Source organism: Gemmatimonadales bacterium, assembly GCA_030697825.1.
In the GTDB taxonomy this organism is placed as follows: Bacteria; Gemmatimonadota; Gemmatimonadetes; order Gemmatimonadales; family JACORV01; genus JACORV01.
Window position 1 is genome coordinate 1 of the sequence record JAUYOW010000135.1, and the last position, 13,816, is coordinate 13,816.

At 68.4% G+C, this 13,816-nt stretch carries 12 protein-coding genes; 4 read left to right on the forward strand and 8 right to left on the reverse strand.

Annotated elements, in window-relative coordinates; translation table 11 throughout:
- Positions 1–100 precede the first annotated feature (100 nt).
- The 3 genes from Q8Q85_06845 to Q8Q85_06855 are packed head-to-tail and all read right to left on the reverse strand — an operon-like array spanning position 101 to position 1,626.
- A complete protein-coding gene (locus tag Q8Q85_06845; GenBank protein MDP3773970.1) occupies positions 101–586 on the reverse strand; it encodes a DinB family protein in 486 nt (161 codons plus the stop codon).
- A gap of 57 nt (positions 587–643) precedes the next feature.
- A complete protein-coding gene (locus Q8Q85_06850; protein MDP3773971.1) occupies positions 644–1,246 on the reverse strand; it encodes a hypothetical protein in 603 nt (200 codons plus the stop codon).
- A 26-nt stretch (positions 1,247–1,272) separates the two neighbouring features.
- Positions 1,273–1,626 (reverse strand): VOC family protein, encoded by a 354-nt coding sequence (locus Q8Q85_06855; GenBank protein ID MDP3773972.1) that lies wholly within the window; start codon positions 1,624–1,626, stop codon positions 1,273–1,275.
- A 114-nt stretch (positions 1,627–1,740) separates the two neighbouring features.
- On the opposite strand from Q8Q85_06855, the gene Q8Q85_06860 reads away from it, so the two are divergent.
- The gene (locus Q8Q85_06860; GenBank protein MDP3773973.1) at positions 1,741–2,283 is read left to right on the forward strand and encodes a hypothetical protein; all 543 of its coding nucleotides are present in this window, start codon (positions 1,741–1,743) and stop codon (positions 2,281–2,283) included.
- 3 nt (positions 2,284–2,286) lie between these two features.
- On the opposite strand, the gene Q8Q85_06865 is transcribed toward Q8Q85_06860, so the two are convergent.
- Together Q8Q85_06865 and Q8Q85_06870 are read right to left on the reverse strand one after the other, a co-directional pair.
- Positions 2,287–3,825: a serine hydrolase gene (locus Q8Q85_06865; protein MDP3773974.1), complete on the reverse strand. Its 1,539-nt coding sequence runs from the start codon at positions 3,823–3,825 to the stop codon at positions 2,287–2,289.
- A gap of 29 nt (positions 3,826–3,854) precedes the next feature.
- Complete coding sequence (locus Q8Q85_06870) at positions 3,855–5,387, reverse strand: M20/M25/M40 family metallo-hydrolase (protein MDP3773975.1); 1,533 nt, start codon at positions 5,385–5,387, stop codon at positions 3,855–3,857.
- 84 nt (positions 5,388–5,471) lie between these two features.
- Between Q8Q85_06870 and Q8Q85_06875 the strand changes: the two genes are divergently transcribed.
- The 3 genes from Q8Q85_06875 (at position 5,472) to Q8Q85_06885 (ending at position 11,230) form a co-directional block, all read left to right on the forward strand.
- Positions 5,472–7,430 (forward strand): M1 family metallopeptidase, encoded by a 1,959-nt coding sequence (locus Q8Q85_06875; GenBank protein ID MDP3773976.1) that lies wholly within the window; start codon positions 5,472–5,474, stop codon positions 7,428–7,430.
- A gap of 127 nt (positions 7,431–7,557) precedes the next feature.
- Positions 7,558–10,386, forward strand: coding sequence for an insulinase family protein (locus tag Q8Q85_06880; protein ID MDP3773977.1), 2,829 nt, complete (start codon positions 7,558–7,560; stop codon positions 10,384–10,386).
- 349 nt (positions 10,387–10,735) lie between these two features.
- Entirely contained in the window at positions 10,736–11,230 is a 495-nt protein-coding gene (locus tag Q8Q85_06885) for a hypothetical protein (protein MDP3773978.1), read from the forward strand.
- An 18-nt stretch (positions 11,231–11,248) separates the two neighbouring features.
- Here Q8Q85_06885 and Q8Q85_06890 read toward each other — a convergent pair whose 3' ends face one another.
- From Q8Q85_06890 to Q8Q85_06900, 3 genes are all read right to left on the reverse strand, one after another.
- On the reverse strand, positions 11,249–11,578 hold the full coding sequence (locus tag Q8Q85_06890) for a DUF971 domain-containing protein (GenBank protein MDP3773979.1): 330 nt from the start codon (positions 11,576–11,578) through the stop codon (positions 11,249–11,251).
- A 70-nt stretch (positions 11,579–11,648) separates the two neighbouring features.
- Positions 11,649–12,911, reverse strand: coding sequence for a Glu/Leu/Phe/Val dehydrogenase (locus tag Q8Q85_06895; GenBank protein MDP3773980.1), 1,263 nt, complete (start codon positions 12,909–12,911; stop codon positions 11,649–11,651).
- A gap of 67 nt (positions 12,912–12,978) precedes the next feature.
- A complete protein-coding gene (locus Q8Q85_06900) occupies positions 12,979–13,803 on the reverse strand; it encodes a cyclase family protein (GenBank protein ID MDP3773981.1) in 825 nt (274 codons plus the stop codon).
- Positions 13,804–13,816 lie beyond the last annotated feature (13 nt).

The following is a 13,816-nucleotide window of genomic DNA, read 5'->3' on the forward strand; positions in this document are numbered from 1 at the left end:
AAAGGATTCTCACTTGGTGAGCGTTTTGTCACTCACCAAATAGATACCAATCTGAGTTCCTTGGCAAGAACCACCGATGGACCGACCCCAAGAGGGAAGCCTACGCCCGCGCGGCCATCAACGCTTCCACGTTCCGCCCGATCTGCCGCGCGTGCACCTCCAAGTGCTCCGCATACAGTCCCAGCCAGGTCTCCGCGGAGTACCGGCCGGACTCCGAGTGCGTACCCTCGCGCGACCAGGCCGACCCGGGGAGACTCCTGATCAGCTCGGCGGTCCAGGCGCGAACGGCCTCGATCTGCGCGAGCGACGGCTCGAGCGGAAGCGCGTGGTAGTCGAACGTCGCGGCCCAGCGGTCCTGGTCGTAGCCGAGGATAGTGGGGTTGTCCGCACCCACCAGGAACCTGATGCGCGTGGATGACACCGTCTCGCTGTCCGCGCAGTGGCAGATGACTTCGTGCACCGACCACTTGCCCGGCGCGGGGCGCCACTTCATCGCTTCCGGCGGGACCTTCGCCAGCGCCTCACGGATGAGGCGCGGACCGGCTTGGTACCGGCGGATCAGCGATTCGCGTTCATCGGTCGCCATTCAACGCCTCTTTCTCCTCAACCTTCAACGTCTTTCTCTCTTCAACTTTCCCCTCCCCTACATCGCCGGCGTGAACATCAAGTGCGCCTTGGGCGATCCCGGGTCCATCAGCCACGGTGTCCCGCGCGCCGGAGTCGTCTGGAGCCCGGTGGACGCGGCCGTGGCGAAGGGCACGTAAACGACGAAGAGCGACCGCGCGCCCCGGATCGTGTTCGTCGCGGGATCGTAGCTGTCGCTCTGGCCCGTCATCGAATAGAGGCTCCCGAGCGACGGCATGCGGATCCGGCCCGCAGTGATGTCCGCGAAGCGCGCGCTGTCCACCGCCGGCTGCGCGAGGCCTTGCGCGCGCAGCTCGCGGCCGCGAGCCATGAACGGCTCGAGCGAGTCGTGGTAACACGCCACGTGGAAGCGCTCTTCGCGCGGATTGTCCGCGAGGCAGACCAGGTGATTGGACCCGTCGCGGAGCTTCGCGAAGCGGCCGTCGGCCGAGTAGCCCCAGACCGTCGCGCCGGCCTGCAGGTCCGCGGGCGCGGGGAGCACCGCCGAAGCGATCTGCTGTTCGGCGGGCAGGACAGTTGCCTGCGGCCGAGCCGGTGCGGCGACCGATGCGGCGACCGCAGCCGAGACGAGCGCGGACGCGCCGAGAGAACGTGCGATCATGTGCCGATACCTCTCTGGTGAGTGCATCACTGGTCCGTCCACACGGCCAGCTCGTTGCCTGAGGGATCCGTGAAATGGAACCGCCGTCCACCCGGAAACGCAACCGTGGCGCGTGCGATCGTGCCTCCCGCGCTTCGGACCTTTCTCTCCATCGCCTCGAGATCGACCGCGTAGATGACGACGAGCGGCCCGCCAGGCGAGGGCGCCGCCTGCTTGCGGAAGCCGCCGCCCAACCGCCCGTCGTGGAAGCTCTGGTAATCGGGCCCGTAGTCCTCGAAGCGCCAGCCGAAGACCGTTTCGTAGAACGTCTTCGTCGCGACGACGTCGGTCGCGGGGAACTCGACGTAATCCACGCGGCGGTCGTGCTCGGCCTGGCTCATTGCGACCTCTTTGGTGCGATGGGATGCTGGAGAATGCCGCCTCCGGCCCGACTCCTCAAGTTCGAATGCGGGCTCAGGGCTTGACCAGTCGTCACAGGTCGATAAGCTCAAGGGATGGGGAGCCTCCAACCCTGTTGCCGGCTTCGAACCGCTGCCGCTGGTCCGCGGCTGGTCGGGCTGCTGATCGCCATCGCCGCGGCGCCCGGCGTGCTCGCCGCGCAGCAGCCGCCCGAGCCGCGGCCCGGCACCCTCCTCGCCGGAGCCGCGCCGATGGACCCGATCGGATTCCTCCTCGAGCACCGGGACAGCCTGCGCCTGGCCGACACCGTCGTCATGCAGCTGGTGCGGGTGAACATGCGACTCTTCCGCCAGAACCGTCAGCTCCAGATGCGGCTGGATTCCATCCTGCCGGTGGGCATGGGCGGTCCCCAAGGGCCGGCGCGGGGTGGCAATTCGCTGGACGGCCTCGAGCTGCCGGATTCCCTGGTCGCGCGCGTCCGCGAGCTGGTGACCAGGATGCGCGAGAACGCCCGCACCGCGCAGGACGCCGCGTTCGCCCTGCTCAGCGACTCGCAACAGGTGAAGGCGCGCGAACTGGAGACGGCGCGATTGCGGCGGGAGCGCCAGCCCGCGGAACAACGGCCGCGCCGGCCCTGAGTCCTAGGGGCCGCGCCGGTCCACCCTGCGTCGCGCGGCGCCGTCCACCACGACATCCGCAACCTGCCCATCCGGCCCGATCCGGAACGTGGCGAGGTCCGGGCTGATCCAGCGGTTGCGCCACCGAAACCGGAAGGTGTCGTAGTTCCAGTGCTCGAGGTCGGCGGTGAGGAACGGCGAGACCGCCGCTACCAGCACACCGTTCTCCATGCGTATCGTCAGGTCCCCGTAGAGGCTGTCGGAGTAGGTGCCAGCGTAGCGCTCCAGCGGTAGCGTCGGCCGCGTGCCGGGCACGCGCGCCGCTTCGACCCGTCTCCGCTGCGCCCGGGCGGCCGATGCCAGGCTGTCGTACATCGCGCGCATCTCCACGCTCCAGTCGCGCCGCGCTCCGCCGATGAACTGGTCGAAGACGCGGTACATCAGCGCGTGGCGCAGCTCGACATGGTCGCGGTTCGCGAAGATGACCACCCCGATCCGCCGGTCGGGGATGAGCCCCACTATGGCCACCGTGCCGTCGATGCTGCCGGTGTGCATCGCCACCCCTTCGCCGCGGTAGTCCTCGAGGAACCACCCCATGCCGTACGCCGTGAAATGCGGCCGGGTGAGTCGCGCCGTGGGGTAGAAGTCCCCGGGACGGATGACCGTCTGCGGCCGGAACATCTCGGTGAAGGCCGGCTCGCTCACCAGCCGCCTTCCCCCCACGCGGCCGGAATCCAGCAGGAACCTGATCCACTTCGACATGTCGAGGACGCTCGAGTACATCGAGCCCGCGGGCGCGATCGGGTCGACGAGCCCGATGCCCGCATTGCCGATGACGCGCAAGGTGTCGTCTATCAGGTCGTGCGGCAGGGCGACGTCGGCGCGGCCCGAGAGGCCGGATGCCTGCGTCACGGTCTCGGTCATGCCTAACGGCTCGAGGATGCGGGTGCGGACCAGGTCGTCCCACGAAGCGCCCGCGGCGCGGGACGCCATCACCCCCGCCGTGGCGTAGGTGACGTTGTTGTAGGCGTACCGCGACCGGAAGCTCGACTGCGCCGGGACCAGCCGCAGGTGTCGCGCGATCTCCGCGTAGTCGTACTCGGACCCATACCACAAGTAGCCGGGATCCCCGAAGCCGACCCGGTGAGTGAGCAGATCACGGAGCGTCAGCTCCTGGGTCACGTACGGGTCGCGCATCACCAGCTCGGGCACCAACTCCGCGACCCGCTGGTCCCACCGGAGCCTTCCCGAGTCCATCAGCATGGCCACCACCATCGAGGTGAACGCCTTGGTGGTGGAAGCGTTGGCGAACAGAGTGTGCGTGGTGACCGAGTCGCTGGTGCCGAGGGCGCGAACGCCGTATCCGCGCGCGAAGACCACCGAGTCGTCCTTGACCACGGCGATGGCGAGGCCGGGGGTGTTCCAGTCCCGGACCGCCTGCGCGACGTAGGCATCGAACTCCCGCCACGGGTCGCGCGCGCCGCGCGCCTGTGCCGCAGCGCAGGGGGGAAGCGCGAGTGCCAGAGCGACGAACGCACCGGCGCGACGGCGTTGACCGTTCACTGTTCCCTTCTGTCCGTCATCCGACGGTCCTAGTTGGTCGCCCCCGCCGCCGGCTTCCGCGGCATCATCTCGTCGCGGTTCGCGATCGTGTACACCGACCACGCCACAATCGTCGCCGCCTGCTTGAGGTCGTCCATCACCAGCCGCTCGTAGGTGTCCAGGTTCGAGTGGTGCGTGCGCGTGTCATAGTCCATCGGATCCTGGATGAACTGGAATCCCGGCACGCCGGCCGCGTCGAACGAGAGGTGGTCGGTGCCGCCGGTGTTGCCCGGCGTCATGGTCACGACGCCCAGGTCGCGGAAGGGCGAGAGGATGTTCTCGAAGATCGGCATGACGGCCGGGTTGGACTGCGCGTACACGCCGCGCAGGCGGCCGGTGCCGTTGTCCACGTTCAGGTACGCCGAGATGCTCGCCATGTCGGCCCGGTGCTTGCGGACCCAGTCGCGCGAGCCCAGCAACCCCTGCTCTTCCCCGCTCCATAGCGCGATCCGCACCGTGCGTCGCATCGGCAGGTTGAGCGTCTTCAGGATGCGCATCGCCTCCATCATCACCACCGAGCCCGCACCGTTGTCGGTCGCGCCGGTGCCGGGGTGCCAGCTGTCATAGTGCGCGCCGACCATCACCACCTCGCCGGCCCGGTCGGTGCCCGGGATCTCGGCGATCACGTTGTACTCCCGCCGATCCGGGTTGGTGAAGCGGTTCTGCACGTTCAGCTCGAGCCGGACCGGCACGTTGCGCTGGACGTCACGCCACAGCTGGCCGTAATGCTCGTTCGACAGCGTGAGCGAGGGGAGCGGCTCGAAGTTGACGCTGTCCCGCGCCTGGCGTGACTGCGGGCCGCCGCCAGTGAGCAGCATGCCAAAGCCCCAGTTCGACCCGTTGAGGACCGCGACGACGCCCTGCTGCTGGAACCAGGCGTAGAGCCGGGTATTGAAGGCCTGCTGCTGCCGGAAATTCTGCTGCTGCTGCGGGTTCTGCTGCTGCTGTGGGGGCGCGCTGGGCCGGTTGGCGATCGCGATTAGCGAGTCCGCGTCGGAGCGCCGGGCCGACGGGGTCCACTCCGGCGTGATGGCGCGCGGAGCGGCGCGCATGATGCAGGCGCCGCGCAGGCGGCCGTTGTACTGCGCCATGTTCGAGTCGGCGGCGATGGTCACAATCATCACCGGGCAGGTGACGGTGCCGCGCGTGCTTCCGGTCCACGCCTGGGCCACCGCGTTCAGCGGCTGCGGATACGGTTCGACCATGCGGCCCGCGAACGACACGCGCTCCCAGCCCCGGCCGAAGAGCGAGTCCCAAGGCTCGATGTTCACGTTGGCCATGCCCCAGCTGCGGAAGATCTGCGCGGCCCACTCCTGGGCGCGGCGCAGGTTGCTGGAAGCGGTGAGTCGCGGGCCGATGACGTCCATGAGGTATCCCGCGAGCGAATCCACCTGCGAGTTATTGAGGCCCTCCTCGCGGATGCGCGCCAGTGCGGCCATGTCGAGGCGCTCCTGCACGACCTGCTGCGCGGCGAGGGGTGCCGCGCACGCGAGCGCGATGACGATAAGACGCAGACTGCGCATGGTTCGGGTCTCCCTGGAAGAAGCGACCGTGGAGGTTACAATTGAGCACTACGCGACAACCAGCGCAATTGGAGGACTGACTCGATGCGATCCGCCTTCACCTTCGTTCTCCTCATCGTCGGCGCCGCCGGCATGGCCGGCGCCCAGGTAGCCGACACCTCGGCATTCCGACGCCTCGACCTCCCGGCCCCGAACGCCTATCGCTCGGCGGGCGGCGCGCCAGGGCACGCCTACTGGCAGAACCGCGCCGACTACGCCATCGAAGCGACGCTCGACACCGTGCGCAACGAGATCCGCGCCACCGGACGATTGCATTACGAGAACAACTCGCCCGACGCGCTCCAGTTCCTCTGGCTCCAACTCGACCAGAACATCTTTGCCGAGGGGAGCATCAACCAGCTCACCGCCCCGCCGCCGCTGGTCTTCGCGGGCGTCCCGTTCAACATGACCGGAGCCGGCTTCATAGGCGGATTCACGATCGATCGGCTTGAAGCGAACGGCCGCGCGCTACCCCGCTACCTGTGGGACACCATGCTGCGCGTGGACCTTCCGTCCCCCCTCGCATCCGGCGAGGCGATCACGCTCGATCTGGCCTGGCGATTCCCCATACCGGAGATGGGCGCGGGGCGCATGGGCCGCGATGGCCGCCTCTACGAGATCGCGCAGTGGTACCCGCGCTTCGCCGTGTACGACGACGTGAACGGGTGGAACACGCTGCCGTACATCGGCGCCGGTGAATTCTACCTCGAGTACGGGGACTTCGACGTGCGGCTGACGGTGCCCGCGAGCTTCATCGTGGCGGCGACCGGCACGCTCGAGAATCCTGGTGAGGTGCTGACGGAACGGCAGCGCGTGAGACTGCTCCAGGCGCAGAGCGGCCGCGAGCCGGTCTCGATCATCACCGGGGACGAAGCCGGGAACCCGGCGCGGACGCGCCCCACGAATTCCGGGACGATCACCTGGCACTTCCGGGCCTCCAACGTGCGCGACGTCGCCTTCGCCTGTGCACCCAACTTCCGCTGGGACGCCACGACGTGGAACGGGATCCTGGTCCAGACCTTCTACCGCCCGCAGGCCGCGCGGTGGGAGGAGGCGATCCGGATGGCGCGGCACACCATCCAGTTCTTCTCCGAGCGGTGGGCGACCTACCCGTGGCCGCAGTTCTCGACCGTCGAGGGACCGATCCAGGGGATGGAGTACCCGATGATCACCTTCGTCCCGAACGACACGAGCCGCACCGGGCTTCATTGGGTGCTGATGCACGAGCTCGGGCACCAGTGGTTCCCGATGATGGTCGGGAACGATGAACGCCGGTACCCGTGGATGGACGAAGGGTTCAACACCTTCATCGACCTGTACGCCGCCGCCGACTACTTCCGCGGAACGCCCTACGCCGATTCGGTCATGAACGGGCCGCTCACCGCGTACCCCGTCAACGCGCGGCCGGGCGACGAGCAACCGCTGATCACGGCGCCCACGGAGGTGCGCACGCTGTACTGGAACGGGTACCAGAAGCCGGCGCTGATGATGCGGCTCCTGCGTGAGGAAGTGCTCGGCCCCGAGGGGTTCGACCGGGCATTCCGCGAGTACGTCAGGCGCTGGGCGTACCGGCACCCGCAGCCGGCGGATTTCTTTCGAACGATGGAGAACGTGAGCGGGCGGGACCTTGACTGGTATTGGCGCGGGTGGGTGTTTACGACGGCGAGGCTCGACCAGGCCATCGACTCCGTCCTCGGCCCGGCGCCCGCACCGACAGGCCCCAACGCGCGCGCGGGACGCGCGGCGGCCGGGCCGCTCAGCGGCGCCGTCCGCATCGTGCTGTCGAACCGCCGTGAGATGGTGATGCCCGCGGAGCTGAAGCTCTTCTACGAGGACGGCACGAGCGAAACGCGGCGGCTGCCGGTGGAGATCTGGAATCTCGGCTCACGCTTTGTGATGAACGTGGATACGCGCGGTAGGCGACTCGTCGGCGCGGAGCTGGATCCGCGAAGGGTCTACCCGGATGCGGACCGGCGGAACAACGTCTGGGGACGACCGCGGTAGGTCGCTGGACGCGACCCCGAGCCGCTGCGGGCTTGGCAAGCGCGCTGGCCGACCCGTGCTCCGGCCTGTATTGTTATGGTGGTCGTCGCCATCTCGCCACCGCCACCCCGAGCATAACGGAGTCCCCATGCTGCGCCGCTCGCTGATCCTGTTCCTGCCGGGGCTGCTGCTCGCCTCCCCGGTGCGTTCGCTGGTTGCCCAGGCCGCCGGTGCCGCGGACCTGGCTCGACCGCTGCCGGTGGACTCGCTGTACACGGTCGGGACGCTGGACAACGGTCTGCGTTACTACATCCGGGTCAACCAGAGGCCGGAGAAGCGCGCGGAGCTCCGCCTGGTGGTCAACGCCGGCTCGGTGCTCGAGGCCGATGACCAGCGCGGGCTGGCGCACATGGTGGAGCACATGGCGTTCAACGGGACGGAACACTTCCCCAAGCAGGCCCTGATCCACTACCTCCAGTCCATCGGCATGCGCTTCGGGGCCGACCTGAACGCCTACACCAGTTTCGACGAGACCGTATACATGCTCACCGTGCCCACCGACACGGGGAGGTTTCTCGAGCAGGGGATCGAGATCCTGGGTGACTGGGCGCACGGGCAGCTGTTCGATTCGGCGGAAGTCGAAAGCGAGCGCGGTGTCGTCATCGAGGAGTGGCGGCTCCGGCGCGGCGCGGGGGCACGGATGCAGGACCGGCAATTCCCCATTCTGTTGCGTGGATCCCGTTACGCCGAGCGGATCCCGATCGGCGACGCGGACTACCTGCGGACCTTTCCTCATGAGCCGCTGCGCCGCTTCTACCGCGACTGGTACCGGCCGGACCTCATGGCCGTGGTCGCGGTGGGAGACTTCGACAAGGCCGCGGTCGAGCGGCTGATCCGTGACCGCTTCTCACGCTTGCCGCGGCCCGCCTCGCCCAGTGCGCGGACGGTCTTCCCAGTTCCCCCTCACGACTCGACCTACGTCGCGATCGCCACGGACCGCGAAGCGACCAACTCCACCGTGGCCGTCTACCACCTGCTTCCGGTGCGCAACCAGTCCACGGTCGGCTCCTACCGGCAGAGGATCGTGGAGCGCCTGTTCAGCGCCATGCTCAACGCGCGCTACTCGGAGATCGTGCAGCGGCCCGACGCACCGTTCGCGTTCGCCGGCTCGGGACGTGGTTACTTCGTCCGGTCGGCCGACGCGTACACGCTGGTCGCCGGGGTGAGGAGTGGCGGCGTCCTGCGCGGGCTGGAGGCGGCGCTCACCGAGACGGAGCGGGTGGCGCGGTACGGCTTCACCGCCACGGAGCTGGAGCGGGAGAAGACCGATGTGTTGCGCGGTTACGAGCAGATCTATGCCGAGCGCGAGCGGCGTCAGTCGGCCTCCCACGCCGCCGAGTGCATCCGCCATATTCTCCAGGGCGAGGACATGACCGGCGCCGAAGTCGAGTATCGCATGCACCAGCAGTTCCTGCCCGGGGTCACGCTCGAGGAAGTGAACCGGCTGGCCCGCGAGTGGCTGGTGGACCGGAATCGCGTCGTCCTCGTCAACGCACCAGAGCAGGAGGGCACGTCGATCCCGACGGAGGCCCAGCTCCTGGCGGTGTTCGGCGCCGTGCGGGCGCAGACGATCGAGCCGTACCACGACTCGACCTCCTCCGCCCCGCTCGTGGCGCACCTGCCGGCGCCCGCGGCGATCGTCTCCGAGCGCCGCATTCCCGAGATCGGCGTCACCGAGTGGAGACTGGCGAACGGGGTGCGGGTGGTGCTCAAGCCGACCGACTTCCAGGCCGACCAGATCCTGCTCTCCGCCAGCAGTCCCGGCGGGACGTCGCTCGCCGCCGACTCGAACTATGTGTCTGCGTCCTTTGCGACGACGGCCGTCGGCGCCGGCGGAACTGGCGAGTTCAGCGCGATCGACCTTGGCAGGATCCTCACAGGCAAGATCGCGTCCGCCAACCCCTTCGTCGGGTCCCGGACCGAGGGCATGAGCGGCTCAGCCTCACCGAGGGACGTCGAGACGATGCTCCAGCTCGTCTATCTCCGCTTCACAGCCCCGCGGCGCGACAGCGCGGCGTTCGTCGCATTTCGCCAGACCTTCCAGGCTCAGCTCGCGAACCGGGGAGCGAGTCCCCAAGCGGCGTTCCAGGACACTATCGGTGTCACGATGAGTCAGCACCACGTCCGGGCCCGGCCGCTTAACGCGGCCGTGCTGGACGAGATCGACCTGGATCGCGCGATGACGTTCTACCGAGAGCGGTACGCCGACGCGAGCGACTTCACGTTTTTCATCGTCGGCAACTTCTCGGTTGATTCGCTGCGGCCTCTGGTGCAGCGATATCTAGGCGGGCTTCCCTCGATCAACCGGCACGAAGCGGGTCGGGACGAGGGCATCCGCCCGCCGACCGGCGTCGTGGACAGGGTGGTGCGCCGCGGCGTCGAGCCGCAGAGCCAGACGTTCCTCTCCTTCACGGGACCGTTTGAGTGGAGCAGGGTCAACCAGTACGTGCTGGGGTCGTTAGGTGAGGTGCTACAGCTGCGCCTGCTCGATCGCCTGCGGGAGGCGCTCGGCGGCACCTACAGCGTCAGCGCGAACGCCGGCGGCGGCCGGGACGCGCCGCAGCGATATGGGGTCACGATCCGGTTCGGCAGTGCGCCCGAACGGGTCGAGGAGCTGACCCGGGTGGTGTTCGCGGAAATCCAGGCGATCAGCGACTCCGGCCCGAGCGCGGCCGAGCTCGAGAGGGTGAAGGAGACGCAGCGGCGCCAGCGCGAGACCGGCTTGCGTCAGAACGCCTTCTGGTTGAGCGTGCTGGGCAGCGCCTATCAGTATGGCGACGACCCGCGCATCGTGTTGACCTACGACACGCTGGTGAGCGGCCTCACCGCGGCGGCGATCCGCGATGCGGCCCGGCGCTACATCAGGACCGACAACTACGTCCACCTGACGCTGCTCCCGGAGGCCCCGCACCAGTGAGCGGGCGGCTTGACTGCGGGCGCATCACGCCTCGGCGCCTCGGTTGGCGGCCGTAGCAAGAATGTGGTTGAGCGGGCAGCGCAATGCGCTCTGGGCTCGCGTGGTGGGCCGCATGACCCCGCTACGGTGGAGGGGTGTGCAGCGGCTGACTACGCGCTGGTTGGGCTGACAAACGAAGAGCCCCGCCACCCAGCGGGGCCGAGCCGCGGTCCTGCCCTGCGAACCAGTCCAGTACCTTGTGAGTTGGAGTTCGTCGTAGAGATCGTGCTCGGACATCCGGGCCTTTCGGCTTGACGGACCTCGCTTCCGGCCCCACTATCGTCAGCATACCCGACAGGCCAGGTGGGACATGAACGCGAAGCCGATCCGGGAAGGCATCTTCTGCGGTATCGTCGGTGCGGCCGCACTCGCTTTGTGGTTCCTGATCGTGGACTTGACGGCGGGACAACCCTTCCGCACTCCGGCGGCGCTCGGCGCCGGCCTCTTCCGCGGCCTCCGCGCCGCCGACGCGGCCACCATGCCCGGAGGCACCGTCCCGATGATCCTGGGCTACACGGTCTTCCACGTCATGGTCTTCATCGTGGCCGGGATAATCCTGGCCCACGTGGTCGCGATGCTCGAGCGCGAGCCGGCGGTCTTCCTGATCGCCTTCTTCGCCCTCTTCGTGTTCTACGAGTTCAGCTACCTGGTGTTCGCGCTCGCGTTCGTCCAGCGCGTACTTCAGGACGTGAGTTGGCCCGCGCTGCTCGTGGGCAACGGCGTCGCGGCGGCGTCAATGGGCATGTTCCTCTACCGGCGCCACCCCAAGCTGCACTTCAAGCTCGAGCTCAAACTCAATGCCTGAGACGCGTCGCTCGGGTCCCTACCGCTTGGCCATGCAGTCCGGGCAGGGACAGGTCTCGAGCAACCGCTCCCACGGGTAGATGCCGGACGAGTGCCCGTCGCTCCACTGGACGTGCATCGCGTAAGCTCCGACCAGCTTGATCGCGAGCGCGCGCACCCCCGGCGCAACGGAGCCCGGATCGAGGATCGGGCGGCGGGTCATCTCCTCCACGCACGCGGCGCACTGACAGGCGAGGCGCAGCGCCCGCGCCTCATACGTCGCGACGTGCCCGCGCTCCTCCCACTGGATCTCGATCTTCGCCCCGTCGTCGATGCGCTTGACGACGTAGGGCACCGGGATCGGCTTCACGTTTCTCCTGTGCGTCTGCGCGTCTGTGCGCCTGTGCGCCTGTGCGTCTGGGCGCCTGTGCGTCTGTCTTCTATGGCCAGATCCCCCTCAGCTCCGTGACATGCGCCACCCGGTCCAGCGCCACGACGTATGCGGCGGTGCGCGCGTCCACCTTCTTCTCCTTGGCCACGTCGAAGACCCGGTGGAAGGCGCTCACCATCTTCTTCTTCAGCTTGCCGTCCACCGTCTCCGCGTCCCACTGCTCGTCCTGGATGTTCTGCACCCACTCGTAGTACGACACCGTCACGCCGCCGCCGTTGGCGAGGATGTCGGGCACGACCGGGATGCCACGGCGCTGCAGGATCTCGTCGGCGGCGGGCGTGGTCGGCCCGTTGGCGGCCTCGGCGACCAGCCTGGCGCGGACCTTCTCGGCGTTCTGCGACGTGATCTGGTTCTCGAGCGCGGCGGGGATCAAGACGTCACACTCCAGCTCGAGCAGCTCCGCGTTGCTGACGGGCGACGTGCCGGGGAAGCCGGCCACACTCCCGGTTTTCGCCTTGTGCGCGAGCAGCGCCGCCGGGTCGAATCCCCCGGGCGACGCGACGCCGCCGCTCGAGTCGCTCGCGGCGACGATCTTCGCCCCCCCCTGGTGCGCGATGATCGCCGCGAACGAGCCGGCGTTGCCGAACCCTTGCACTGCGACGCGCGCGCCCGAGAGCGCGCGCACCCCGTCCACCAGCCCGCGCCCGATCGCCTCCTCGACGCAGAAGATGCAGCCCCGCGCCGTGGCGGTGGCCCGGCCGTGAGAGCCCCCCAGTTCGAGCGGCTTGCCCGTCACGACCGGCAGGTTGTTCTGGCCTTTGTGCATCATGTCGTAAGTGTCGAAGATCCACGCCATGGTGGTGGCGTCGGTGTAGACGTCGGGCGCGGGGATGTCCACCGTCGGGCCGATTGCGTTGCCGATCTGGGTGACGAACCGGCGGGTGATGCCGCGCTTCTCGTCCACGGAAAGGCGCTTGCCGTCGCACACCACCCCGCCCTTCGCACCCCCGAAGGGGATGTCCATCACGGCGGTCTTCCACGTCATCCACGCCGCCAGCGCCTTCACCTCGTCCTCAGTGACGTCCGGGTGATAGCGGATACCACCCTTGAACGGGCCACGGGCGTTGTTGTGCTGCACCCGGTAGCCGGTGAAGACGCGCATCGAGCCATCGTCCATCTTGACGGGGAAGTCGATGCGGATCGTGCGCTCCGGCCGGCGCAGGTTTTCCAGCAGGCCTTCGCTCGCCCGCACGTGCCGTGCGGCGCGCGTGAATTGCTCCTGGGCGATGTGGAAGGGGTTGAGGTCTTCCATGAAACGCTCCCGCCGCTCCGAGGGGAGCGGAGAGACTATCCCGCCGGGGAGCGAAGCGCCAGGCTGGCTAGCGCGGAACGGCCGCGATGATGCGGAGCGGCGCCCCGCTGCCCCCGCCGATCTTCATCGGCAGCGCGATGACGTACGCGCCGATGTGCGGCAGAGCGTCGAGCGTGCCGAGGTTCTCGAAGGCGGGGATGTCGGCCGCGAACAGGATGCGGTGACTCTGGTAGTCTCGCGACTGGCCGCGGTCGATGCTTGGCGTGTCGAGGCCTATCGCCGAGATGTGGCGCTCGCGGACCAGCCAGCGCGCGGCGTCGGGATCGAGGCCCGGGAAGTGCAGCTCCGGCACGGCCGCGGGTCCGGTCTTGGGGGTGCCGAGGTAACGGCGCCGTTCGTTCCAGTATTGCGCCCACCCGGTCCTGAGGAGGACGATGGCGCCGTCCTCGATGCGCCCATACCCGGCCTCCCAGCGCTGAAGATCCTTCACCGACACGAGGTAGTCGGGGTTCCACCCGGCCGAATCCCGCACGTCCACCACGGCCGCCGGACCGATGAGCTGCCGGACCGGGATGGCATCAGCCGCTCGGCGTCCCTCGGCGAAATGGATCGGGGCGTCGAGGTGGGTCCCGCCATGCTCCGCGGCGGAAAAGTTGTTCGCCGAGTAGTAGTACCCACCCGGCGTCTGACCCGCCGCCACCACCTCGAGCGTGAACGGCTTGGCAGTCGGCCAGTAGATGGTCTGGCTGGAGAAGGAGTGGGTGAGGTCGATCCACTGCATGCCGTTCCCGAACACCTGTCGGGCGGCGGCGCCATTCGACGGTGGCTTCTGGCAGGCGCCGAGCAAGAGAAGCGGCGCGAGGACGGGAATCGCGAGTCGGTTGGTCGCCATAGGCGCCACGTTA